The organism is Candidatus Comchoanobacter bicostacola, from assembly GCF_024172705.1.
GTDB classification, from domain to species: domain Bacteria; phylum Pseudomonadota; class Gammaproteobacteria; order Comchoanobacterales; family Comchoanobacteraceae; genus Comchoanobacter; species Comchoanobacter bicostacola.
Map to the genome: position 1 here is coordinate 142,763 of NZ_CP092900.1, position 25,227 is coordinate 167,989.

Sequence of the window (25,227 nt, forward strand, 5' to 3'; positions counted from 1 at the left end):
TAAACTGAGTTAATTTATGAGTTTTACAATAGCTATAATTGGTGGTTATGGTGTTGGTAAATCTATATTACGAGATCATTTTGAGTCGTTGGGGGTAGCAGGTATTAGTATTGATACACTGTTATCACATGAGTTACGAGCTCATTATTCTAAATCTGAGGCTAATGAATATTTATTATTGATCGATAAAAGCTATAAGGATATTTTAAGGCGTCCGGAGTACATTACGTCTAAACACTTATTAAATGTGATTAAGTTAAATATATTAATGCGTTCAGAGGAGGGTAAACAGCCAAGAATTATAGAATTCCCTTCATTCATTGATGTAAGGCCATTGATGGAAAAGGGGGCAGGGATTTTAGACTACGTTATTCAAGTGATGTGCCCCATTGAAAAGCAAAAGGAATATTTGCTGGGTGCATATCATCTGTCAGATGAGCAGGTACGATTTTTAGTGGATGAAGACCCCAATGAGGGGTGTTGTTATTCAACAGATATTTTTTTTAATGCGGTGACGGTAGATCAAGTTAAGTGGGTGTGTGCTCAATTATTGAGCTCATACTATGCGCTTAATCGTTAGTAAGATAGACATGTATCATGTGTCGGGTTTTACATAAATTTATGCTATGCTGAAGCAGGTAATAAATTGAAGGATTATGACTTACGTCTATGAGAAAGCTTACAATGAGACCATCCGCTTATGTTTGTTATATGAGCAACACTTAAAGGCAATTAATCAGATGATAGGGTCAGAGCACGTATATGGTTATGTCTTTGAGGAGCTAAGTGCATTGATCCAGTTGGTAGATAGGCAGGATTTTAAGACAAAATTAGTAATGACTTTTTACCAGTTTGAAAAGCAATTAGGTATGTATGAGCATGCACAAGCTATAGATGATATTCATGATAAAATTTTGTTAACAAAGCATAACTTGAGTACTAAAACCAGTGGAGTTGTGAAGGGGCTGATGACTGACCCACTGCTGAGTCGGATGTATTATAAACATCAAGGGATAGAGTCGGAGCAGGTGCTCAGTATGTGGGAGAGGCAGTCTCCAGTAGATAAGGCACATCAGGTAAGTTACTGGTTAAAAGCTTTTTCCTATTATACTGAGGCAATAAGCTTGGTCCTCTACATGGTGAGAGGGATCGGGGATTTTAAATCTATTTATGCAAAGTCTGGCTTTTATAGAGAATCTTGTATAGAAAAAGATATAATTTCAGTCCAGTTGATTCGTATAGAGTGTCCTAACTATGCTGTGTTCCCAGTTATATCAATGGCTAAAAGATGGTTGGCTGTTACATTCCATCAAGGAGATTGGGTTGGGCAAAAATTTGAAGTTAAATCTGCCTCTAGCTCATTTAGTTTTAAACTGTCTCTATGTTCATATTCAAGCTCTGTTGCAAATATGAAATAATTGGCTTATTGGTCGGTATCATTTTTATTATATGTAGTTTATCTATCGGCGCCCACTGCAGTAGCTGTTGTTCATTAGCTATAATATCATTATTATAGGTATGAATTTGCCATACATGCAATGTTAGCAAAGATAAGGGCAGTTGGTGGCGAATGGTCATTATGTTAGATATATCAGTCGCATGAATGTTCAATTCTTCGTTTAGCTCTCGGATAACAGTTTCTTTTGGGTTTTCATCTAGATCAGACTTCCCGCCTGGGAACTCCCAATAACCAGAGTAATACCCTTCTGTGCGCTTTCCGACTAATATGCACTGCTCTCTAGTGATTAATCCAATGGAGACAATCATATTAGTGGTGGGCATTAAATACTCCTAGAGAATGGGAATGGGGGTTTGCGCTCAATACCGGTTATATAGTTAGCAATTTGCGCGTAGTATTTTATTAAATATTTGCTAATGATCATCAGACCTTCTATTTTTTTGCCACTGATCATTTCTGATGCTATCTGTATCAGGCTAATAACCATGATTACAGTCGAAATAGGGCTAAGAATAATAATGAGTAATAAAAAAAATACTCTTTTTAGCGAGTCATTAATGAGTTTTGGATTCATGGTTCTGTTGTTTGCTGTTAAACGTAATTGCATAGCCACCGCTTTGTTTGGGCTTCTGCGGAGTTTGAAGTTGCAGGGAGCTGAATAAGGTGAGTGTTGTATATTTAAGTTCTTCTAACATACGCTCAAATATAGCAAGTGCATCTTTTTTGAACTCATGGGTTGGATTCTTCTGTGCATAGCTTCTGAGATGGATCCCTGAGCGTAAGTGATCCATAGCAGCTAGATTTTCTTTCCAGTTTTTATCTAAACCTGCCAGTAGGCAGCGTTTCTCAAGACTTGGATAGTTGTCTGCAAGTGCCGTACGTTGTTCTGCTATTTTTGCATGGAGTGCTTTTTCAAGTTGGGACCCAAGTGTCTCAAAGCTGGTTTGATCATCTAAAGTGACTGCAGTTTTAAATTGTATATTGATAAGTTCTTCTATTCTTCGTAGCTCTGCTTCACCTAATTCTGAGCTGGCGCGTTGAATGGTTTTTACAATGTTATGACAAACTTTTGGTACCATGTCATCAATAACATCCGATATATGTTCAGCTGCCAAAAGTTCGTTTCTTTGTTGGTAAATGATTGAACGCTGATCATTAGCAACATTGTCTAGTTGTAATAAGTTTTTGCGCATGTCGTAGTAATGTCCTTCTATGTTACGCTGAGCATTTTCTATAGAACGATTAAGCATTGAGGCAGATAAGCGTTCTCCTTTTTTCATACCCAACTTACGCATTAAGTTACGCACTTGGTCAGATGCAAATCGTTTCATGAGTCTATCATCCAGTGATAAGTAAAACTGGGTAGACCCAGGGTCTCCTTGTCGACCAGAACGCCCTCTAAGCTGATTGTCAATACGACGAGACTCATGTCGTTCTGAGCCAATAACATGTAATCCGCCGGTTTGTAGGACTTTTGCATGCGCTTCTGTCCAGTTTTCTATTTGATCGGGGTGCCCTCCTAAGATTATATCTGTACCACGCCCAGCCATATTTGTTGCTATCGTTACAGCACTTATGCAGCCCGCACGAGCAATGATGTCAGCTTCTTTTTCATGGTGTTTAGCATTTAATACGGAGTGTTTTATTTTTTTAGAGTGTAGTACTTGTGATAAGTATTCAGAGCTTTCAATACTTGCTGTTCCAATTAATAGTGGTTGCCCAAGTTGATGTCGTTTTTGGACCTCATCAAGGATCGCTTCTACCTTATCTTGTTCGGTTAGAAATACTTGATCAGCTAAATCCTCACGGATCATCGGTTTGTTTGTGGGTATTACTAATACATCTAGACCGTAAATGTCATGAAGTTCAGTAGCTTCTGTGTCAGCTGTCCCGGTCATTCCTGAAATTTTAGTATAAAGCCGGAATAAGTTTTGATAAGTGATTGACGCCATGGTTTGGTTTTCTTTTTGTATGGCAACATTTTCTTTGGCTTCAATGGCTTGGTGTAAGCCATCAGACCAGCGCCTTCCGATAGACTTTCGGCCTGTAGACTCATCAATAATAACAACCTGATTTTTTTCAACGACATAGTCTACATCTTTTTGGTAAAGAAACTTTCCTTTTAAACAAGCGTTAATATAGTGCGTCATTTTGATATTGTGGACGTCATAAAGGTCAGAGTTAGCTGGAATAAGTTCATTCTTAAGCAGGATCTGATTAATGTGGTCATGTCCACTTTCAGTAAAATGAACTTGTCTTTCTTTATGCAGAACAGTGAGATCCCCCTCATGTTCAGCATCAGGGTCTGATACGGTTAAGGGTTGAATAAGCTGATAGATCTGTTGATAGAGTTTTGAGCTGTCTTCAATGGGGCCTGTGATAATCAGCGGTGTGCGTGCTTCATCAATTAATATGGAATCAGCTTCATCAATAATACAATAAGCTAGTCCACGCATGCACCGATCACTGTTGTTTTGCCTCATATTATCCCTAAGGTAATCAAACCCTAGAGTGTGATTTGTAGTATATGTCACATCAGCTTGATATGCAGTCTGTCTTTCTTCAAAGCTCTGATCATTGTCAGCAACATCAACGCTGAGTCCAAGAAACCGTAGTACATTACCAACGGTGTTAGCGTCTCTTTTTGCCAAATAAGCATTGGGTACAATAATGTGGACACCGTTTTCGGTGAGCGCATTTAAGTATGAGGGCAGTGTAGCCATTAACGTTTTTCCCTCACCAGTACGGGCTTCTGCAATCCATCCCCTGTGGAGTGCAATTCCACCAATGAGCTGGACATCATAATGTCGCATGCCAAGTACCCGCTGGGCGGCTTCCCGGCATGTTGCAAAGGCATCAGGCAATAGATCATCTAGGTTAGCCCCATTAGAAATTTTTTCTTTGAAATATTGTGTTTTCTCAATTAGATCTTTATCACTCAGTTTAGAGTATAAAGGTTCTAGATGATTAATTTTTTGGACAATAGGTTGCAAAGATTTCAATCTTCGATCATTTTTTGACCCTATGATTTTTTGTACAATTTTAGAGATAGAAAGCATGTTTGTGCTCATTAAATTACTAAAAAATTATTGCATAATTATTGAGTTTAGGCAAGTTAATGGTATGTGATTTGCGTCATATATTTTCAAGTGTTATGATAGTTTTGTTTTATGAGAATTTGGTATGTCCCACGTGAAGTCAACGCTAACATCGTCTGATTTAATTAAGAAGATGAGTTCTCAGGCAAAAAAGCAAAATCAAGTTAGAAAAAATGTATTGTCTGCAATATCTCCAATGCTCGCACAAGAGGTAACTAACGTCTATGTGAGGGATAATATTTATTATATTGAAATTAAATCGCGTTATGCGATTATTGCAATGCAGCATGCTTTGAAAAACTTGGGTTTCCCATTTAAGGTGTTTGCGAAATCCTAGTTAATTACAGGTGAAACTCCTTGCGTTTGCTCTTTCTGTATATTGATGAAGTGTTCACAAGAGTATGAAGGAGTAGGAGGGCCTGAAAGTCTGGTTTTGAATATTTTGTCCGTAGCAATCAGTGGCACTTTGAATATTTGCATAAACTGTTGAGAGGCATAGGTTAGGATAATTGCTAGAAGGCTATAAATAGGATTAAACAGTGTTTTTTCAAAAGCAAAGCTTGAGGCTAGTATAATTAATGCATAACCAGAAATTTTGAGTGCCGGCAATGCAATAAATAGACTGGTTAAGCTCATTAGCGATAAATAGCTTGAAATACCCATGAAAATTAATGCAGGAACTAAGACAAGTGCTGCATTAATTTCATTACGCTGGACCTTTCGTGTCGTCAAACAAAAGAGAGTGTAGAGAGGAAGAATCAACCACCCAAGATGGATTGGTGTAAGTGCAATAGATGATTGGATCAGCTGTATTAATAGGGTGAATGTTGTTTTTGCACTAAATGCACCTAAGAAGCATAACCCTATTAATGCGTATTTAACTAGGGCTGTAGGAGGCCTGTTGAGACACATACCCTCTGGTGTCTCAAGATCCTGCTTTCTTTGAAAATCATTCAGTTTGGAGAGTCTGCCTTTGAATTTCCCCCAAAGTGCAGGTGTAAGAATGTATTTGCAAATTGATTTGTATGCATCTTGGGCAGATTGTATTTGTAATGTTAGTAGGAGTCCATGGTACTGACCTGTGAATACAAGAATGGCGCTTACAGCTAAAGTAATTACGCGAAACATATCAGAAGATAAAGTAATTATTAATGCATTGACCTGTTTGCAAGCTTGCATTGCATATTCAGAGTTGGTGATCTGAAAGTGTATGTATTTGGCTTGTTGACTGCTGTGGTGCTCTTTCTCATTGAGGTCTTGAGTTAGTTTTTTAATTTTATTTTTATGGGATTCAATTGATTTAGCAAGGTATAGGCTAATAATACTAGTGGTAGCAGCTGTTAAAACTATTAGTAAAGATAATATAGGGGTAAGTAGTTGGTAAAATGTAGTTGCTGTTATAACAATAGAGCAAATAGCCATGATCAATTTAAAGAACGTTGAGTGTAGCTCTGCTTTTAAACACTTATTATCTTGATCTTCAGAGGAGAGTTGATGGTTCTCACAGCCTACAATATGTGCAAAAGTCACTTTGGTGCTATTGTGGAACATTCTATTTTGCTGCCACTTTTGGAAGAAGCTCAGAACTCCTTGGCTTAAGAATAAAAGAATTGCAGTGGGTATTTTATTATAGAGTGAGGCGCTTGCGGTGATTAATTTACAGGTTTCTTTTAACAAGGTGTGAATGAATATACCTTTAAATGCGACCAGTAATAAGTTAATAATGAGTAGTTGGAAGTGCTTGAAAAAAACGCCTACACGCATCGCTAGTGTTGGCCTATTGTGAAAAATGTTAGAGTAAAATAAAAAGTAATAAGCTAATGGAGATTTTAATCCTTTTTTTGAAGAGCTGTAATTAGCGCTAAATATACTACTAAACTTAGGGAGTTTTCCAAAGTTTTTAAATTCTGGTTTCTGGGCACTAGTATCCATTTCAAATTCCATTTTTTGACAAGGTTCCAAGGTGTATTTAATTCGCGATAATAACTAATTTGGTTTCGCAATAAATTCACTATATGTTAACATAAAACAATTGAACATAATAGAGGGGTAATCCATGCCTAGCTTGGATCTGGAAGAGGAAATTAAGGAATTAAAAGCTAAGAATGAAACTTTAAAGCAGAAGCTACAGTTTTTGGAAGAATCTTTCGATCATTTCCCAGAAAGTATTTGGATCTTGTCCAAAAATGGTGACTTGCTATATGCAACTGAGTCTTTAAAAAATAAATTAATTGCACTTGGTTGGACGCCTGGCCAAAGTATATACGCATGGTTGCGCTCAATTTCGCCTACAGCAATTAACAAAATGGTTATGAAGCATGATAAGCTGGCAATGAGCAGCAAATTACCACTGGTGTTTGAAGAAACGGAGCACCGTTTGGGCAAGGTTTTTCTATCATATAAGAAAGGGTTTAAAAGCTCCTTAAATAATCAGTCTTATTTACTGGGTGTTGCAGTAGATATCACAGAGCGAAAAAAAGCTGAAGGTGTGATTATGGAGCGGTTTAATGAGATGCAGACTGTTGAGCAAACTATGCGGACATTTGTTGAGAACTTCCGTCATGACCTTAAATCACCATTGAGTAATATTATAGGTGCCTCCGATTGTTTGTTAAATATGCCTGTGGATGATGAAACAAAAGTCTGGGTGGAATCGATAAAGCTGTCTGGTAAACACTTATTAGAATATATTAATCAGTTGACACTAGGTATCACTAAGCGCAAAGAGCCACTGCCAGTTAATCTCTCTCCAGTAGATCTAAGAAAAGAGATAGCGGTTATTGAGAAAAGTTTTCAGACGATGGCTAGAGCAAAGAATCTCACGATGCGCTTTACCTTTAGTGATGACTTTCCGAAATATATTAATTTAGATGCAATACGTATCCGCCGAATCATTTCTAATTTGGTTAGTAATGCACTAAAGTATACAGCAGAAATCAAGAAGAATGGGTATGTGGAAGTTGAGACTATTTATGCTTCAGAGGCAGATAGTGGTTTACTTGAGATCCATGTGAGAGATACTGGAATAGGTATTGCTCATAACTACCATGAGTTTATTTTTTCACCGCTTGCTAGGGTTGCAAGCAATAGGCCTTCTGATGGTTCAGGATTAGGCCTATCGATTGTTAAAGACTTTGTAGAAGACTTAAACGGCCAAGTTTCCGTAGAAAGTCAAGTCGGGGCTGGAAGTACATTTAGTGTAACGTTACCTATAATAGATATTAACTAATTGAGTTAAATAAGTATCCAGCACTAATTTTAAATCCAAAATTACTAACTCCAACGTTTTTAATGTATCCATTCACTTTGGAAAATTCTGAATAGGGTGATCCAATCATAATTATATCACTACCATTGGTTTGCGGTGATACAAAGGTTTGGAATTTAGTATAAACGTTTGACGATAGCTGAGTCATTATTTCTGCACTAAATTTTAAGTGTATGTATGAAGAAGTGACGTCAATAGGTAGCTGATGATTGTCAGTTGACTGATCTGTCAGGCTGGATATGCCAACTCCAAGGCCAAAACTGCTATATTTACTGCTTCTAATGTGAGAGCCAACCCCTAATGTGAGTATAGGTTGTCCAGGAGTAAAGGCAATGTCTGTATCTACAGAGAGAGACAATAAATTATTAATAGGCTGTATGGTGGAAATTTCAATTGATGTAGTCGGGGCATTAATGAATGCTGCGCCTAATAACTGAACGTGATTAATGGTCACAGGGGCCTCGAAAATCCCAACGCCCATTCCGAGTTGAATACTAGCGGTATCTAGTAAATTGTATTGGGTTTGCGCTAGTGTAACGGAGCTGCTTGTAATTAATGTTGCGATTAATGCTATATGGTTGTTCATGCTTTTTCCTATATAAGTGATGTTACGCTGCTAACTTCTTGGCTGTATGATATTTTAAAACCTGTTTCTATTTTTGTGACCCCTGAGTCATCAGAAGAAAATTCTAGATTTTGCGGAGAAGTTACTTCATTATTTTTGATGGCCTGTGGGAGGCTAGCAAAACCAGATAGGTTCAATCGACTGTAGCCATTAAAGTGAAGTATATAAGATAGAACAATCTTTGGGTTGAGCGATTGATAATTTAGTTCCAGGTTATACCCGTGCTCAATCACATTGGCAGTGCTTTTAATATGGTTTAGATCAACGCCAAAGCCAAATGATGTATCTTGTACAGTATAATAGCCATATAGCCCAATCGTTGGAGAAGTTGATTGAGTAAGATATAACTCCTCAATAAATAGATTAACGTTTGATTGGGCTAGTTGGCCATGGACGCCAAACGTTAGATTTTCATGAGCAGCTATTTCAATATTCAGGCCCAAATAGGGTGATGAAATATTGTGTTCAAGCGGGAGGGGTATGTTCTGACTCGCATCACACAAGGTATTACAATCAGTTATGTAATTAAGAGGGATGTCAACCAATGCATGCATATGGTGCTCCTCAAAACCTGCAGTTGCCCAAAATTTTGGTTTGTAGAATGTATTATCAGCATTGGCAAGTGCTAATTGAGTAATTGCTAATGTCCCTGCTATTATGTATCTAGATATTCTATCCATTTTAAATGCTCCATTTCTTCCTTTTCAGGTAAAGTAGAGTTTAAGGCAGCTATTGTCAATGATAATCTACGCTAATCATTTTTCAATTTTATTAGGTTTTGCATTTTATGCAAATAATGACTTGATTTTCTCAATAAATGATTTGCTTTGTGGGTTTTGCAGATTGTGCTGTGTAATAGAGTTATCAAATTGCTTAATGGATTCTATTTGCTGCGTATCTAGCTTTACAGGTGTCTCAACTTGGATATGGCAGATTAAATCACCATGACGGTTGTGCTTTACGCTCTTTATGCCGGCGTTTCGGATCCGCAGAGCGCTTCCTGATTGGGTTTCTTTAGGTATTTTCAGCTTGATCAGCTTCTCAAGCGTGGCCACCTCAGTTTCACCTCCAACACATGCTGTGTAAAAAGAGATAGGGACCGTGCAGTGTAGGTCAACCCCTTTGCGTTCAAATAGAGGGTGAGGTTGGACATGGATATCTAAGTATAAATCACCAGATGCAGCACCATTTTGTCCTGCATTACCTTTTCCGGGTACGCGCATTCTATCGCCACTTTCCACGCCAGATGGGATGCGAACGCTTATTTTGCTGGATTGTTTCGTGCATCCACTACCGGAGCAAACTCTGCATGGGTCTTTTATGATTGTTCCCTTTCCATGACACGTTGGGCAGGTTTGTTGAATCGATAAGAAACCTTGTTGCATATTGACGCGACCGTGTCCGCCACATGTTGTACAGCGCTGGGGCGTGCTTCCAGTTTTAGCGCCTGAGCCATTACATGCTGTGCAGGGGCACAGACGTTTTATAGTGATTTCTTTTGCAACGCCACTGGCTGCTTCCTGTAGGCTGATAGCGATAGAAGCGCCAAGGTCAGAACCTTTAGTTGGGCCTGGTGCTGCTCCCCCTCCACCAAAGAACTGTTCAAAAATGTCATTAATGTTAATATCACCAAAGTCTCCAGCACCAAATGGGCCAGCCCCGGCGCCACCTTGAGTGTGACCAAATCGGTCATACTCTGCTCGTTTTCGTTCATCAGAAAGCACTGAGTAGGCTTCACTCATTTCTTTAAAGGTGCGTTCAGACTCTTGTCTCTCAGCATCAGATTTTTTGGCATTTCTATCTGGATGGTGGCGCATTGCGGCCTTACGGTATGCAGCTTTAATTTGCTGTGCAGTTGCATTGCGCTCTACACCCAGCGTCTCATAAAAATCTTTTTTCTGTGACATTATTTACACTACCTTTTTAAACAATGAGGAGTAGGGCTCAAGGCCCCACCATTTATTTGTTTTCGTCAACTTCGTCAAACTCAGCGTCAACAGTTTCATTATTAGATTCAGTTGATTCAGCACTACCTTCTGGCTGTGCATTTGCGTTGTTTTTCTGATATGCCGCTTGTGCTATTTCACCTGAAATGCTTGAAAGCGCTTCTGATTTCGCATCAATATCAGCCTTATTCTTAGCAGCAACAGCTTCTTCCAGCTCTTTGATTGCAGCTTCTGTACTTTCCTTTTGAGTTGCATCTACGCCATCACCAAGATCTTTAATTGCTTTTCGAGTTCCATGGATCAGCTGCTCTGCTTGGTTGATCGCTTGTGTCAGCGCCTCAAACTCTTGATCAGCTTCAGCGTTATTTTTGGCGTCCTGTACCATTTGCTCAATCTCTTCATCACTGAGTCCGCCAGCGGATTGGATTGAAATAGATTGATCTTTGTTGGTTGCTTGATCTTTTGCGGTTACATTTAATATGCCATTAGCATCAATATCAAAGGCTACTTCAATCTTTGGCATGCCTCTTGGAGCAGGCGGTATGCTTGTTAGATTGAACTGTCCGAGCTGTTTGTTTTGTGATGCTACTTTACGCTCTCCTTGAAGCACAGTAATGGTTACTTCAGTTTGATTGTCTCCTGCAGTAGAAAACACTTGACTTGCACGGGTTGGAATTGTTGTGTTTTTCTCAACCAAAGGAGTCATGACGCCACCCATGGTTTCAATTCCAAGTGTTAGTGGTGTTACGTCTAACAAGAGTACGTCTTTAACATCTCCAGAAAGAACACCGCCTTGAATTGCTGCACCAACAGCCACAGCTTCATCAGGGTTTACGTTTTTACGTGGTGCTTTTTTAAAGAATGCTTCAACACGCTCTTGTATCTTTGGCATACGTGTTTGACCACCAACAAGAATCACATCATCAATGTCGCTAATATCAAACCCTGCATCTTTGAGTGCTGTTTCACAGGGTTTTAATGTGCGCTCAACCAGTTCTGCAGTTTCATTTTCAAAATTGGCTCTACTAATTCGTACATCTAAGTGCTTAGGGCCTGATTTATCCATAGTGATATAAGGCAAGTTGATGGTGTACTCTAAAGAAGATGAGAGTGCAATTTTACACTTTTCAGCTGCTTCTTTGATACGCTGCATTGCTTGAGCATCGTTTCCAATATTCAACCCAGGGTTGGATTGATTGAAGGATGTGAGCACCATATCGATAATTTTTTGGTCAAAGTCTTCACCACCCAAGAATGTATCACCGTCAGTAGAAACGACACTAAATTGGAAGTCATCATCGATTTTGTTCATTTCGATCACGGATACATCAAATGTACCACCCCCTAAGTCGTATACAACAATTCGGCTATCATTTTGTTGTTTGTCCATTCCGTAGGCTAGGGCTGCTGCAGTGGGCTCATTAATAATTCGCTTAACATCTAGTCCTGCAATTTTTCCAGCATCTTTAGTTGCTTGCCTTTGCTTCTCATTAAAATATGCAGGGACAGTAACCACCGCTTGAGTGACTTCATGACCTAAGTAATCTTCAGCTACTTTTTTCATCTGAGTTAGAATAACGGCTGCAAATTTTTCAGGTGCCCAGAGTTCAGTTTTACCATTTGAGGTGACTTCGATACGAACGTCATTGTTTTTTGCAGGTTTTAGTTGATAGTGTAACGTGCTGTTTTTAATAACATCATCACTCATTTGGTGACCCATAAGCCTTTTCGTTGCATAAAAAGTATTAGATGGATTGAGTGCTGCTTGGTTTTTAGCTGTGATACCAACAGTTTGCTTTCCATCATCTTCTACAGCAACATAGGATGGTGTTGTGCGTGCGCCTACGTTGTTTTCAATTACAATAGGTTTGCCATTTTGGTTAACAGCAACGCAAGAAAACGTGGTTCCAAGATCTATTCCAATGATAGTACTTGCATTAGTTGACATGGTGGTTTCTCCAGTTAGTTATGTTTGATTCATAGTGTAATTTATGGACGTATTTTAAATTCTCAAGAGTTAGATGAAATCTTTTTTGAAACAATTACTTTTGTGTGCCTGAGTACTCTATTTTTAAGCATATAGCCTTCTTGTACTACGTGTAAGACATGATTAGGTTTTATTTCATCACTTTCTTGTGTCGTTAGGGCTTCATGGAATTCAGGATTAAATGCTTCACCTAAAGATTGAATGCGTGTAATATCATGCTCTTCGAGTGTATGGTAAAACTTATCAAGTGTCATGGACATTCCTCGGTAATGATCACTCTCTTGATCAGAGCAATTATTAAGCCCCGTTTGTAATACATCACCAATGGCTATAATTTCTTTTGCAAATTTACTAATGGCAAACTCTGCTTTATTAGTGCTGTTTTTTTCAATTTGTGTAATTTGATTGCGATGAGTGGCAACTTGTCTGATAAACTGATCTTTGGTTTCTTCAATTTTTGTAGTGAGCACTTCGTTTTCAGTCTGTAGCGTTTGAATAGTAGCGTTAGCCTCTTCCAGCGCTTGTTCTAAGCTGTCAGTGTGAGCGGGTTTAAGCGCCTCAGCTGATAAGGATTCAGATTTATGTTCAGTCATGATTAGTCTCTATAAATGCTTATTTATTATCTTAAGTACTACATTTTATTTCTCAAGGCTTTGCTTGTATTAAATATGAATCGTATAATTAATACACGGATCATGAGGTGCTTGCTAAGTTAGTTATCAATGCCTGTTAGCCTTTAATGAGATAAATAGTATAGGAGTCATTGACGTTGATTAAGTTGAGCAAACAAATTACAGAAAAAAACTGGGTGATGGTGGGGGCCTTAATGGTGCCAGTGGCTGTATTGTATGACTATATGGCAGGCGTTATGCCTTGTACATTATGTGAGATACAGCGCTGGATTTTAGTGAGTGCCTTTATCATATTTTTTCTTCCGCTCTCGAGGATTCAAAAATATTATCATTATTTATATTATGTTGGCGCTATAGTTGGTCTATGGCATTTGGCTATATTAATAGGGGTTACTTCAACTACGACTTGCTTGCCATTTGGAATGATAGAGATCTTGCCTTGGTATCAATATCCTTCTTTTTTAGGTTCTTGGTTATTACAGTCAGGTCGGTCATGTGGTGCTGGGCATATTGGAATGGATTTGTTTTTTGTGCTTAGTTTGCTTGCGTATTATAGTTTTGGGGTGCTAATATCATTATGCAAAATTAAAGGAGCGCAGCATGAAGATGTATGATTTGCTTGAATCCGCACATGGTGCACAAGTTTTTAAACACAAAAAAAATGGATTAAGAGTCATTTTGATGCCTAATCCCGTGAATGATGTTGCTGGGTTTCAAGTGACCTATCATGTGGGGTCAAGAGATGAGGCTACAGGGTACACCGGTGCTACTCATATTTTAGAGCATCTGATGTTCAAAGGCTCAAAAAACTTCCACAAAGCGCTTAAAAATAATATTGATCAGTTGGAAAATGTGGGCGCAATTTTAAATGCGACTACATGGAATGACCGAACCAATTATTTTGAAATTTTGCCGACTCAGTATTTGCATCGTGCGATAGAAATTGAGGCAGATCGTATGCGAAATGCTTTCATTAGGGAGGAGGACCGTAAAGCAGAAATGACGGTTGTGCGTAATGAGTATGAGATGGATGAAAACGATCCTATATCAGCACTGCGAAAAGTACTATGGTCTACTGCATATGTTGCTCACCCATATCATCATACGACGATTGGGTGGTTGTCCGACATTGAGAATGTAAGTATTGAACGTTTACGTAAGTTTTATGATACGTATTATTGGCCGAATAATGCAACGCTATCCGTTGTAGGATCATTTGATCAAGACGATGTGTTACAACAAATTGATGAGCACTTTGGGAAAATTGAGCCAAGTAGTCATGAGATTCCTCAGGTATACACAACTGAGCCGCCTCAAGAAGGAGCCAAGCGTTACGTTTTGAAGAGAGTTTCAAATCAACCTGGTTGTGTCTGTATTGCATTCAAAACGCCTAAGGGATTATCTGATGAGCATTTGTGTTTACAAGTGTTGTCTTCTATCTTGCATCAAGGTCGATCAAGCCGCTTGTATAAAAAGTTAGTACATAAAGGCTTAGCAACATCAGTCTTTGCAGAGGATTACCCAAATATTGATGAAGGTTTGTTTGCTATATATGCTATTCCAACACCTAATTCATCATCTGAAGCGCTTGAGGAAATCATTCTTGAGGAGATTGCGTTAATCAAAAAAGAGTTGGTTAAACCTAAAGAGTTAGAGCGCGTGGTGAATATGGTTAAGGCACATAACATTTATGGACGAGGCAGTTTCTTTAGCTCATTAAGCCAAGTTAATGAAGCTATTGCGCTTAAAGATTGGCGATATTTTTATGATCTTCCTGATAGGTTAGCTAAGATTACACCAAAAATGCTTCAAGAAGCAGCAATGAAATATTTGCATGAAGACCAGTCAACAACTGGGCATTTTATCCCTCTATCGGAGAAAAAGTGATGAGTATGAATATCCAGCAAGGAAATCACCAAACCTTTTATACTTTAAAAACAAGTCACACAGGATTCATCACAGGAGCTTATGTTTTACCAGTAGGTAGTGCTTATCTCTCATATGAGCATCGGATGTTGCCAGCAATATTTGCATCAATGCTAGGCTATGATACTGAAAAACACACGGCTGATGAGCTCTATGAAATTTTAGAGGGCAGGGGGATTCAAGTGAGTCATTCCGCATCTTTAGAATATTTAATGATTTCTTTTAGATGCTGTATTCAAGATACGGCACAATTAATTGCAGTGATTGCAGAGCAATTAATGTGCCCTAAATTAGACAAAAAAGATTTAGATAGTTTGAAAGCTAAAATGCAAGCTGTATTGGCAATGCAGGATGATGATACAGGTACTCGAGCGGCAGTTGCATTTAATGAACAGCTATTTGCGGACAAGAGCTTCAACAGATTAGATGATCCTAAGGCTATGCTGAGTATCTCATCTCAGGTCAGTGTTGAGCAGTTAAAGTCGTATCATGCTTCGTTTGATTGTGTAACTAATGGATTTTGGGTCGTGGTTGGGGATGTAGATGCAAAAGCGTTTATTTCTCAGGTTGAGCAACGTTTTTCTCCACAGTCTACAAGAGCATTAAAGCACCAGCGTTTTGCAGTGCCAATTAAGCCAGTAAAAGCAGCAAAGGCTCATGTGGAGATTGCTCAAAAGACCAGTGTTAACTTAATGCTGGGACACGCTACGACTGTTGATCGACATCATGAAGATTTTTACCCATTGATGATTGCATTAGATGCTTTAGGAGGGAGTTTTTCTGCCCGATTAATGCGTACAGTCAGAGATGAGGAGGGTTTAACTTACTCAGTAGGATCAACAGTGGGTGGGATGAAGCAAAATGAAACTCTATCGTGGTATGTGTATGGCTGCTTTTCTCCGGAGCTTCTAGATAAAGGGGTTGCCGCGATTATGAAGCAGTTACAAATCTGGAAAAAATCAGGGATTACGGAAGAAGAGTTATCAGAGCGTAAGCAAGGAATAACCGGACGCTATTTAGTCGCGCAAAGTTCACCTGATGCAATATTACGGGATATCTTATCCTTTATTGAAAAAGGGTTCGGTGCAGAAGAGATCTTTAATTATACCCATCGAATTGAATCTGTAGCACTTGATCAGGTAAATGCATGCATTCAAAAGTATATTGAGCTAGATAAGCTAGCATGTGTAACCGCAGGAACTCTGAAAACCTAGTAAGCAGCTACAGCCCTGTTATCTAGATTTTCCTCTCTAGGTCTAGTATTTCTATCATATCTTGTTGCTGCTGCCTCAGGTGGGCAAGCTCTGTCGGAAGAGGGGCGTGGATTTTGAGGTCTGAATAATCCACCACTTAGCATGTAGTAAAAGAGTAAACCAGCGCTTAGCAAGTAGCAGGCAATAATTTTGATATCTCTACTAATATTTGACGTATTCTTGCCTGATTTGTTTGAAGAAAGCGCATATAGTCTGGTTAGTGAAACAAATAGGTCAATGACTCTCGTAAATAAACAGAGCGCAGCCAGTGCTGGATTAGATCTGCGATTATCATTAATCACATTATGCACGTGACAAATGATTCCAGCCGTAGAAAATACTGAAATTAAGATGGCTTCAAAAAAGAAATAAGCAGGACTTCCAGTTAGTACGCCAATTAATAATAATACTGTAGAAATTAAAAAAATATTGAAGGCTGTAATCCCGAGCGCTTTAGAAATACGCATGGGCCTGTTATCTGAGGGTTGGCACTTTGCATAGATAAGGCTACATAATAAGACTAATCCACATGAGCTGGCTGCAAATATGATTGCAAAAGGATTAATTAGCATGTAGCTAGCTAGAAAACCAGAAAACATTGCTCCTGTCAGCATGCCAAGAATTATTTCGAAATACATGGGCGTTTCTTGCCCTCTTTGATCAGCTTTATATATTTTATAGATAAAGTATACCATGGCTGTTAACCATAGGGCGGGTCCAAGGATGCTGAAAAGGGTGAGTGCATTACCAATGAGTATAGAGCCAAATGCTTCTGCGCAAAAAGATGCGGTTATGCAGGTGGTTAGAGTAAGTGCTGAAAAGCGATCAAGAACCTTTTGTTGGTATGTATAACTAGTACTCATTATATCCTATACGTTGTCATATTCTCTATTGTATTCAAGGGTTGATTTTTGTCAAGTAACAGGGTGGTTCGCTAGATTTGCATAGGCACAAAGTAGCCATTTAGCACCGGCTTGGCTAAATCTAACATGTACTCGGCTGTTGTCGCCATCTTCTTCATAATTAAGCACAATACCCTCTCCAAATTTTTTGTGAAATACAGTTTGCCCCAATTTAAAATGATAGGCGTTATTTGATTGAGTAGGATATGCTGTTTGAGCATTACCTAATCGAATGCTTTCTAATGCATCTTGTGGTATTTCTTGGATGAATCGCGAAGGTCTTTGGTAGTGTTCTTGCCCAAATTGTCGACGGGTCTCCGCGTAGGAAATATAAAGTTGAGTGCGGGCACGAGTCATGCCTACGTAGCAAAGTCTTCGTTCTTCTTCAACTTGGGCAGGGTCTGCGTGTGTCATTTTATGTGGGAATAAATCTTCTTCGACGCCCACTAAAAAGACATATTGGAACTCTAAACCTTTGGATGCATGAAGCGTCATTAGTTGGACTTGGTCACTTTGTGTCATTTGTTCTCTATTTTGATCCAGAACTACATTGCTTAGAAATTCACTCAGTGGATCATAATCAGGTTCTTGGCTTTCATAAGACTTTGCGGCGTTTACAAGTTCATCAATGTTTTCAATTTTAGAGTCTGCTTGAATGTTTTTTTGGTTCTTCCAATAGGCTTTGATATTACTGCCATCAATGATGTGGGTTATGAGTTCCTGTAGATTGCCTCTATATGTGTGCGCTTGCTCAATGATGTGTGTAAATTGATGTAGTGACTCTGATTTTTGAGTTTCTAGCATTATCTGTAAGCTTTGCCACAGTGAGCAGGTATGTTCTAGGCTATAACTCCGTATCTTATCCAGTGTAACTTTCCCAACACCTCTAGGAGGAAGATTAACCACACGTTCGAATGCAAGATTGTCATCTGGGTTTGCGACTAGTCTTAAGTAAGCTAGAATGTCTTTGATTTCGGAACGGTCAAAAAACCTGAGTCCCCCATAAACACGGTAAGCAATACCCATGTGGCTTAATTTTTCTTCAAAGATTCGAGATTGTGCATTTGAGCGGTACAATATAGCACATTCCTGAAGTCTCACATCATCTCTAAGTGTTTGAATCTGCTCACAGACGAATTGTGCTTCATCTATTTCATTATAAGCAGAATATAACTTAATTTTTTCACCGACTTCAGAGTCAGTCCATAGTGATTTAGCCAGTCGGTGTTCATTATTCCGTATTACATGATTAGCTGCATCTAAAATAGCTTTTGTGGATCGATAATTCTGTTCTAGTTTAACTGTAGTGACAGGTGAAAAGTCTTTTTCAAATGCAAACATATGATCAACTCGTGCACCACGCCAACTGTAAATAGATTGATCATCATCACCCACTGCAAAAATACACTGCTCACTACCTGTTAGGTTTTTTATTAAACGGTACTGTAGCGTATTGGTATCCTGGAACTCATCAATTAGTATATGCTTAAATTGTTTTTGATATCGCCAGCGAATGGATTCGTTCGATTCAAGTAATTCACAGACAGCAAGCATTAATTCAGTAAAATCAACTAAATGCTCTGTTTTACAGTATTTTTCGTAGCTCTGGTATAGCTCACTAATTGTTTTGAGATACACAGTGCTTTCATCATAACAGTCTTGCGCACGCATCCCATGCTCTTTTTGCGCATTAATATGATGCAGTGTTTTTTTATGAGGCCATTGTTTATCATCAAGCTGCATTTTTTTATGTATTTTTTTTATGATGCGTATTTGCTCATCAGTATCAATAACTTGGAAGTGATCATTAAGTTGACATTCTTTACTATGTATTCGCAGAAGTTTATGGCAAATACTGTGAAATGTCCCTGTCCATAAGTTAGACTGTTGTTGTTGAGGTAGTAATTTCGCTACTCTGTGTTTCAGTTCATTTGCAGCTTTGTTGGTAAATGTGACAGCTAGAATTTGATGCCAGTGTGCTTGCCCAGTCGTAATTAAGTACGCGATACGGTGCACCATAGTTCTTGTTTTTCCAGAGCCAGCCCCCGCTAGTACGAGTACATTGGACCTAAGTGCTGTTGCTGCCTCACGTTGCTGAGGATTGAGTGTATCAATAATTTCTGAAATATCCACGAGAATCTCTTTGTTTGCAGATACTATAATATTCACAGACTATCCTGTCTAGACTCAGATGTTTTAATTTTAGCACGATACCTAAATTCATGCGTAGTTTGTGTTCTCTAGAAGCAGAGTCAGGCTAATTGACAAAGTTCAAGCTAACCATACATAATGCAGTATTTAAAGAAGGATGGTAAATATGGATCATACAGCTGATACGAATATTAATGAAATAGGTCAAATTGAGGGGCAGAATGAAGCTGTGCGTCTTTTTTCGAGGTGCGTTACATGGATAAGTTGGCTAAAAGAGGTTGTTGCTATGACACCCCGAGACCTAATGTTTTTATCATGCGGCGTATTAATCCATCATTACTGGTCGCAATATCAGGATAGTTGCCCGCTTGCTGCAAATAATCTTGTGGTGAACCTTCAAGAGAATAGTGTAGATGGAACATTGTCTAAGAGGGATGATTTCTGTTCGGTAGATTCGGGGTCTGAGCTTAACTGGGTAAGAATATAGCGTAAAAGAGTTTGGGGTTTAGCGTTTTTACTTAAGGTGTGAATAGTAAATAACTTTGTATTAAACATAGCTATTTATAACGATGTTATAATAATATTCATATTGTTTTAATACAATGTTACAGACTGATTTTATAATAAAGATTTACAACATGAAAATGTTTAAATATAAAAGAGTAATTAAATTGAGAAAAGGATGAAACCAACATGTATGGAATAAATGTTAATGCTTAGTTACAAACGAGGGCTTAAGGTAAAATGAAAAATGAACATATTCATGAAGCAATAGCGCAAAAGCTACAAAAAAATCCTCTTCATCAAATCACTTATTGGCTTGGAGAGTTATCTGGGCAAGAGAATCTCGTGTTATATGGAGAACTACTTGCTTCTGTATTTTCTAATAAGGATATTGAATTTAAGAAAAGTCTCTTCAAAATACTACCTCTTGAGACAATCTATAAAATTTATCTAGAGGATAAGCTTCAGCCTATACAGCAAATTAAGTTTTCACTTGATTATTTAAAGACTATAGATAGTGTTGAAGCTCATTTTATTTTAGTTTGTGTATACCGCCAAGGGCATGGTGACCAGCAAGGTAAAGAAGCTCTAAAAGCAGCATTTAAGCATTTGAAGGTCGGTATAGATCACTCAGGGTTTTCTCAGATTCCAGCTATTGAGCAAGTAAGGGCACATTGCATAGTAGCCCACTTATACCGCCAAGGGCATGGCGACCAGCAAGGCAAAGAAGCTTTGAAAGAAGCATTTAAGTATTTTAAGGTCGGTATAGATCACTCAGCATTTTCTCAGATTCCAGCTATTGAGCAAGTAAGCGCACATCTTAGTGTAGCCCACTTATACCGCCAAGGGCATGGCGACCAGCAAGGCAAAGAAGCTCTAAAAGCAGAATTCAATCATTTGAAGGTCGGTATAGATCACTCAGCATTTTCTCATATTCCAGCTATTGAGCAAGTAAAGGCACATTGCATAGTAGCCCACTTATACTGCCAAGGGCATGGTGACCAGCAAGGCAATGAAGCTCTAAAAGCAGCATTTAAGCATTTGAAGGTCGGTATAGATCACTCAGCATTTTCTCAGATTCCAGCTCTCCAAGCATGGGCACATCTTAGTGTAGCCCACTTATACCGCCAAGGGCATGGTGACCAGCAAGGCAAAGAAGCTCTAAAAGCAGCATTTAATCATTTGAAGGTCGGTATAGATCACTCAGGGTTTTCTCAGCTTTCAGCTATTGAGCAAGTAAGTGCACATCTTAGTGTAGCCCACTTATACCGCCAAGGGCATGGTGACCAGCAAGGCAAAGAAGCTCTAAAAGCAGCATTTAATCATTTTAAGGTCGGTATAGATCACTCAGCATTTTCTCAGATTCCAGCTATTGAGCAAGTAAGGGAACATCTCGAAGCATCCGACTTATACCGCCAAGGGCATGGTGACCAGCAAGGCAAAGAAGCTCTAAAAGCAGCATTTAATCATTTGAAGGTCGGTATAGATCACTCAGGGTTTTCTCATGTGAATCCAGCTCTCCAAGCATCGGCTCATATCAGTGTAGCCCACTTATACCGCCAAGGGCATGGTGACCAGCAAGGCAATGAAGCTCTAAAAGCAGCATTTAAGCATTTGAAGGTCGGTATAGATCACTCAGGGTTTTCTCATTTTAAGCTAGCTCTCCAAGTAAGTGCACATCTCAGTGTAGCCCACTTATACCGCCAAGGGCATGGTGACCAGCAAGGCAATGAAGCTCTAAAAGCAGCATTTAAGCATTTGAAGGTCGGTATAGATCACTCAGCATTTTCTCAGATTCCAGCTATTGAGCAAGTAAGTGCACATCTTAGTGTAGCCCACTTATACCGCCAAGGGCATGGTGACCAGCAAGGCAATGAAGCTCTAAAATCAGCATTTAAGCATTTGAAGGTCGGTATAGATCACTCAGGGTTTTCTCATTTTAAGCTAGCTCTCCAAGTAAGTGCACATCTCAGTGTAGCTCACTTATACCGCCAAGGGCATGGTGACCAGCAAGGCAATGAAGCTCTAAAAGCAGCATTTAAGCATTTGAAGGTCGGTATAGATCACTCAGGGTTTTCTCATTTTAAGCTAGCTCTCCAAGTAAGTGCACATCTCAGTGTAGCTCACTTATACCGCCAAGGGCATGGTGACCAGCAAGGCAATGAAGCTCTAAAAGCAGCATTTAAGCATTTGAATGCCTGTAGGGTTCACTCTGGGTTTTCTGAATTGAGTCCAGCTGATAAAAAGAGAGTACAAGATAGGTATTCCGACGTTACCAGGCTTATTGCTAATAAGCCCAAAGATCCTAAAATATGTACGCCTGAGGATGAAACATCTTCAGCTAAAAGAAAAAGAGTTAATTCGGATTCGCCCAAGCAAAGCAAGCCAAAAAAACCTAAAGTCTCAATGTTTTCTCATGAAAAACAGAATTCAAAAAGAAATGGAAAAGAATCATTGGGCTGCTCCGCAGCCGGAGGGAAGAATCCTTCTACAACAGAAGAAAATTCAGTAGTGGTTGATGGATTTGAATTTTCTGAATCAAATTCCGCTGTTGTTGTGGGTAACATTGTTTTAGTGGATCCAATTGAAGGGGGTCTAGTCCCTTAAGGAGACTGATATACAACCAAATCTAAGAGATCATGAATAAAAGCATGATTGTATTTAGAGTAAATAGGGTATTGGATCACGGATACCCTCTTTCTTTAGATCAGTGCTGTGTATGATTCAATATTGTAGTATACTATGTTGTGTGACTTCACTGATATGGATATTAAATTAATGAGAGCAGAACGCTTTATTCCAGCTACATTACTCGCGCTGTACACCACTGTGTTGTTGTATGGTTATTATTTTGGGTCTTATCTTCCTGTAAATTTTATGTGGTTAAATGCTTATGAGTCAGGCCAGGTTAGTCAGCTTTCAAATATAAACAGTCTAGTACAATCAATTTCAAAGATGAGCTGGGTTGATAATTACACGATTCATTGGGTTTATCCAGGTTATTCACGAATTAAGCTTAAAGCAAAACGTCCTGTAGCTAAGATAAAAGATAATCTATTTTTGAGTGAGCGGGGAGCGGAGTTCAACCTTCCAAATCAGCAAAATTCAAGGCTGCCAAACTTTAATGTTGCACCCCAGCGATATCAACTAGCTGTTTCTTGGTTAGCGCTCTCAAACCAAGAGGGATTATCTGTTCAAGAAATACATTCGGTTCCATACGGAGTGAGTCAAATAACATTTGAGGGAGGAGGGACGCTGACAATGCCAGATTTGAGACAATTTCATGACGCGTCCTATTTGTCTAAAGTATCTGACTTATTGAAGTCAGGCAGTGCTTGTTACATCACTCACTCAAAATATTATGTGTGTGGGAAAGGGTAATAATATTTAATCATGGCTTGTCTCTCTTATTTTTTTTAGATTCATGTTGATCATTATGGTTAAGTTGATAATATAAGTCTAAGGAATTATACGGAAGTAAGAACGGACTACTTATGGCAGGATTTAAAGCACATATTTCATTTGGTATATTAACAGCTATCGTCTTCTCAAGTGTGCTTTTTTTGTGTACACCCATTAAGTTACCAGAAATATACTTAGCATTTTTTATTACAATTTTTTCAGCTATGTTGCCAGATATTGATAGTAATAGTGGGATACCAGTACAAATTATTTTTGCATTATTATCATTAATCTCTATGGTATTAGTTTTTGACTTATCACTTAAGCATTACAACTTGTATCTAGAAGGGGCGATTGCCGCTGTATCAGCTGGGGCATTGATGTTTGCAGGCGTTCAGTATGCGTTTAAGCGATTAACTTCGCATAGAGGGGCTTTTCATTCTGTCCCTATGGCTTTAATTTTTGGGTTGATTACATTAACTGTTTTATCTCAATATAAATTTCACTACTGGTCATTATTCACTTTTATGCTGGCCGTTGTCGTTGGCTATTTATGTCATTTGGTTTTGGATGAGCTGAATTCAGCAGTTAACTTATCAGGGAAGCTTTTTAGACCTAAGAAGTCATTAGGATCTGCACTAAAGTTAACTGCAAGTACAGCATTATCAACGGCAGTTATGTATATGGTATTGAGCTATTTGCTATATATTAATCAAGGCCTATTATATAAGATATTCAAACTCAAGGGCTTGATGGGTAAGTAACTAAATCTCAAGTGGAGCGATTATTGCTTGACCCCTCATTTCTTTCATATATACGTAGTGGCCATTGGGCACTTTAGTCCATGTTTTTGCACAGTCATGCAATGCCTCAGATGAAATAATAAATCCATCTTTGTGCATGGAGGTGCTCTGATACAATGACAAAGGCTCTTGATTGTGCGTGCTGTAGCGTGTTGCGATCATTTGTGCTCCATCAGTAATAGCGATATTTAAATGTGCTATATGACCTTTAGCAGTTAATCTTGATTCTATCCATGAAAATGCAGACTCAATGGCTTGGATGAGGTCGTTTTCTGCTTTAAGAAAATGCATAATTAAGAAAAATAAGTGCTCAGAGTCAGTGCTCCCGCTAATATGGAGAAATAGGTCGTCATCGAGTAGTGTGGATAACTCACGTTTGATTTCAGAAAATCCATCGATACGACCATTGTGCATAAAGCTATACTTTTCATAATGAAAAGGATGGCAATTATTTCTACATACATCTCCATGTGTTGCTGCTCGGATATGTGCCATAAAGCAGCTGCTGGATAGTTCATTCGCTAGATAAATTAAGTTCTGATCATTCCAAGCGGGACGAATGGACTTAAAGATGCCAGGTTGGCATCGGTTGCTGTACCAGCTGATTCCAAATCCATCACCATGAATATTTATTTTTGACTCTAATGAACCATGGCTTTGCTTAATTAGTGAGTTTTTAGGCTCATCAATAAGCGAGGCCACCGTTACCGGTTGCTCGCCAAGGTATGCAATAAAGCGGCACATAGTTTAACTCCAATATAGTCGTATTATAATAATTTATTTGTATTTGTCAGTTATAAAGCCATATAAATGCATTTAAGTAACTTGCAAAGCCCAGCCATAAAAAGTAAGGAGTAAGCAGTATAGCTAATAATAGCTGATTTTTTGATAGTATACGCATTAATGTAGCCACAAGGCAAATCAGTATTAAGATAACAATTAAAGAAAGTAAAACTTGGTTAAAATAAAAGAAAAGCGGTGACCAAATAAAGTTGAGTAATAATTGAGTAATAAAAATGAGCTTAGTGTTTGTACTTTGTTGTGTTTGCCAAATTGCCCAGCCACAATAGCCAATCATAGCATAGAGTATACTCCAAACAAGCCCAAAGACATAATCAGGTGGGGTAAGTGCTGACTTGTTTAAAGCTTGATACCAATCGGTAATGCCTGGTTGGGTCATTTGTCCAATTAAAAAACCAGTGAATAACAGAGCTGCTACCCATAAGAAAAGTGATGCTGCATTTTTTAAGTTTGTGTTCATAGTTCGTTAT

At 38.7% G+C, this 25,227-nt stretch carries 24 protein-coding genes; 11 read left to right on the plus strand and 13 right to left on the minus strand.

Features of this window, described 5'->3' with window-relative positions:
- Positions 1–16 precede the first annotated feature (16 nt).
- Positions 17–580, plus strand: a complete 564-nt coding sequence (locus MMH89_RS00705; RefSeq protein ID WP_258568468.1) for a nucleoside/nucleotide kinase family protein — start codon at positions 17–19, stop codon at positions 578–580.
- 76 nt (positions 581–656) lie between these two features.
- Positions 657–1,418 (plus strand): cell division protein ZapD, encoded by a 762-nt coding sequence (gene zapD / locus MMH89_RS00710; protein WP_258568469.1) that lies wholly within the window; start codon positions 657–659, stop codon positions 1,416–1,418.
- On the opposite strand, the gene MMH89_RS00715 is transcribed toward zapD, so the two are convergent.
- From MMH89_RS00715 to secA, 3 genes are read right to left on the minus strand one after another with little or no spacing between them, the layout of a single operon-like run.
- The gene (locus MMH89_RS00715; protein WP_258568470.1) at positions 1,369–1,782 is read right to left on the minus strand and encodes an NUDIX domain-containing protein; all 414 of its coding nucleotides are present in this window, start codon (positions 1,780–1,782) and stop codon (positions 1,369–1,371) included. The genes zapD and MMH89_RS00715 overlap by 50 nt on opposite strands.
- On the minus strand, positions 1,782–2,066 hold the full coding sequence (locus MMH89_RS04940) for a DUF4389 domain-containing protein (protein ID WP_425491980.1): 285 nt from the start codon (positions 2,064–2,066) through the stop codon (positions 1,782–1,784). The genes MMH89_RS00715 and MMH89_RS04940 overlap by 1 nt, the downstream gene beginning before the upstream one ends.
- Positions 2,014–4,530: a preprotein translocase subunit SecA gene (secA, locus tag MMH89_RS00720; protein ID WP_258568471.1), complete on the minus strand. Its 2,517-nt coding sequence runs from the start codon at positions 4,528–4,530 to the stop codon at positions 2,014–2,016. Before secA ends, MMH89_RS04940 begins: the two co-directional genes overlap by 53 nt.
- A gap of 112 nt (positions 4,531–4,642) precedes the next feature.
- Here secA and MMH89_RS00725 point away from each other — a divergent pair, with 112 nt between their 5' ends.
- Positions 4,643–4,894: a hypothetical protein gene (locus MMH89_RS00725; protein ID WP_258568472.1), complete on the plus strand. Its 252-nt coding sequence runs from the start codon at positions 4,643–4,645 to the stop codon at positions 4,892–4,894.
- On the opposite strand, the gene MMH89_RS00730 is transcribed toward MMH89_RS00725, so the two are convergent.
- A complete protein-coding gene (locus MMH89_RS00730; protein ID WP_258568473.1) occupies positions 4,891–6,489 on the minus strand; it encodes a hypothetical protein in 1,599 nt (532 codons plus the stop codon). The two genes, MMH89_RS00725 and MMH89_RS00730, sit on opposite strands and share 4 nt — an antisense overlap.
- 124 nt (positions 6,490–6,613) lie before the next feature.
- Between MMH89_RS00730 and MMH89_RS00735 the strand changes: the two genes are divergently transcribed.
- The gene (locus tag MMH89_RS00735; RefSeq protein ID WP_258568474.1) at positions 6,614–7,786 is read left to right on the plus strand and encodes a PAS domain-containing sensor histidine kinase; all 1,173 of its coding nucleotides are present in this window, start codon (positions 6,614–6,616) and stop codon (positions 7,784–7,786) included.
- Here MMH89_RS00735 and MMH89_RS00740 read toward each other — a convergent pair.
- From MMH89_RS00740 to MMH89_RS00760, 5 genes are all read right to left on the minus strand, one after another.
- Positions 7,779–8,411: a hypothetical protein gene (locus MMH89_RS00740; protein WP_258568475.1), complete on the minus strand. Its 633-nt coding sequence runs from the start codon at positions 8,409–8,411 to the stop codon at positions 7,779–7,781. The genes MMH89_RS00735 and MMH89_RS00740 overlap by 8 nt on opposite strands.
- An 8-nt stretch (positions 8,412–8,419) precedes the next feature.
- Positions 8,420–9,130 (minus strand): hypothetical protein, encoded by a 711-nt coding sequence (locus MMH89_RS00745; RefSeq protein WP_258568476.1) that lies wholly within the window; start codon positions 9,128–9,130, stop codon positions 8,420–8,422.
- Positions 9,131–9,235: 105 nt separating this feature from the next.
- A complete protein-coding gene (dnaJ, locus tag MMH89_RS00750) occupies positions 9,236–10,357 on the minus strand; it encodes a molecular chaperone DnaJ (protein ID WP_258568477.1) in 1,122 nt (373 codons plus the stop codon).
- Positions 10,358–10,409: 52 nt separating this feature from the next.
- Positions 10,410–12,344: a molecular chaperone DnaK gene (dnaK, locus tag MMH89_RS00755; RefSeq protein ID WP_258568478.1), complete on the minus strand. Its 1,935-nt coding sequence runs from the start codon at positions 12,342–12,344 to the stop codon at positions 10,410–10,412.
- 62 nt (positions 12,345–12,406) lie between these two features.
- On the minus strand, positions 12,407–12,976 hold the full coding sequence (locus tag MMH89_RS00760) for a nucleotide exchange factor GrpE (protein ID WP_258568479.1): 570 nt from the start codon (positions 12,974–12,976) through the stop codon (positions 12,407–12,409).
- Between the two features lie 176 nt (positions 12,977–13,152).
- Here MMH89_RS00760 and MMH89_RS00765 point away from each other — a divergent pair, with 176 nt between their 5' ends.
- From MMH89_RS00765 to MMH89_RS00775, 3 genes are read left to right on the plus strand one after another with little or no spacing between them, the layout of a single operon-like run.
- Positions 13,153–13,629, plus strand: coding sequence for a disulfide bond formation protein B (locus tag MMH89_RS00765; protein ID WP_258568480.1), 477 nt, complete (start codon positions 13,153–13,155; stop codon positions 13,627–13,629).
- Positions 13,616–14,902, plus strand: a complete 1,287-nt coding sequence (locus tag MMH89_RS00770) for a M16 family metallopeptidase (RefSeq protein ID WP_258568481.1) — start codon at positions 13,616–13,618, stop codon at positions 14,900–14,902. Before MMH89_RS00765 ends, MMH89_RS00770 begins: the two co-directional genes overlap by 14 nt.
- Positions 14,902–16,155: a M16 family metallopeptidase gene (locus MMH89_RS00775; protein WP_258568482.1), complete on the plus strand. Its 1,254-nt coding sequence runs from the start codon at positions 14,902–14,904 to the stop codon at positions 16,153–16,155. The genes MMH89_RS00770 and MMH89_RS00775 overlap by 1 nt, the downstream gene beginning before the upstream one ends.
- Here MMH89_RS00775 and MMH89_RS00780 read toward each other — a convergent pair.
- Together MMH89_RS00780 and MMH89_RS00785 are read right to left on the minus strand one after the other, a co-directional pair.
- Positions 16,152–17,057, minus strand: a complete 906-nt coding sequence (locus MMH89_RS00780) for a hypothetical protein (RefSeq protein WP_258568483.1) — start codon at positions 17,055–17,057, stop codon at positions 16,152–16,154. The genes MMH89_RS00775 and MMH89_RS00780 overlap by 4 nt on opposite strands.
- Positions 17,058–17,108: 51 nt before the next feature.
- Entirely contained in the window at positions 17,109–19,265 is a 2,157-nt protein-coding gene (locus MMH89_RS00785; protein WP_258568484.1) for a UvrD-helicase domain-containing protein, read from the minus strand.
- Between the two features lie 148 nt (positions 19,266–19,413).
- Here MMH89_RS00785 and MMH89_RS00790 point away from each other — a divergent pair, with 148 nt between their 5' ends.
- From MMH89_RS00790 to MMH89_RS00805, 4 genes are all read left to right on the plus strand, one after another.
- The gene (locus MMH89_RS00790; protein WP_258568485.1) at positions 19,414–19,734 is read left to right on the plus strand and encodes a hypothetical protein; all 321 of its coding nucleotides are present in this window, start codon (positions 19,414–19,416) and stop codon (positions 19,732–19,734) included.
- 257 nt (positions 19,735–19,991) lie between these two features.
- The gene (locus MMH89_RS00795; RefSeq protein WP_258568486.1) at positions 19,992–22,358 is read left to right on the plus strand and encodes a hypothetical protein; all 2,367 of its coding nucleotides are present in this window, start codon (positions 19,992–19,994) and stop codon (positions 22,356–22,358) included.
- A gap of 135 nt (positions 22,359–22,493) precedes the next feature.
- The gene (locus MMH89_RS00800; RefSeq protein WP_258568487.1) at positions 22,494–23,132 is read left to right on the plus strand and encodes a cell division protein FtsQ/DivIB; all 639 of its coding nucleotides are present in this window, start codon (positions 22,494–22,496) and stop codon (positions 23,130–23,132) included.
- Positions 23,133–23,245: 113 nt separating this feature from the next.
- The gene (locus tag MMH89_RS00805) at positions 23,246–23,917 is read left to right on the plus strand and encodes a metal-dependent hydrolase (RefSeq protein ID WP_258568488.1); all 672 of its coding nucleotides are present in this window, start codon (positions 23,246–23,248) and stop codon (positions 23,915–23,917) included.
- Here the strand turns inward: MMH89_RS00805 and MMH89_RS00810 are convergent, their stop codons facing one another.
- Positions 23,918–24,700 (minus strand): class II glutamine amidotransferase, encoded by a 783-nt coding sequence (locus MMH89_RS00810; RefSeq protein WP_258568489.1) that lies wholly within the window; start codon positions 24,698–24,700, stop codon positions 23,918–23,920. It abuts the gene before it with no gap.
- A gap of 46 nt (positions 24,701–24,746) precedes the next feature.
- Positions 24,747–25,217, minus strand: a complete 471-nt coding sequence (locus tag MMH89_RS00815) for a TspO/MBR family protein (protein ID WP_258568490.1) — start codon at positions 25,215–25,217, stop codon at positions 24,747–24,749.
- Between the last annotated feature and the right edge of the window lie 10 nt (positions 25,218–25,227).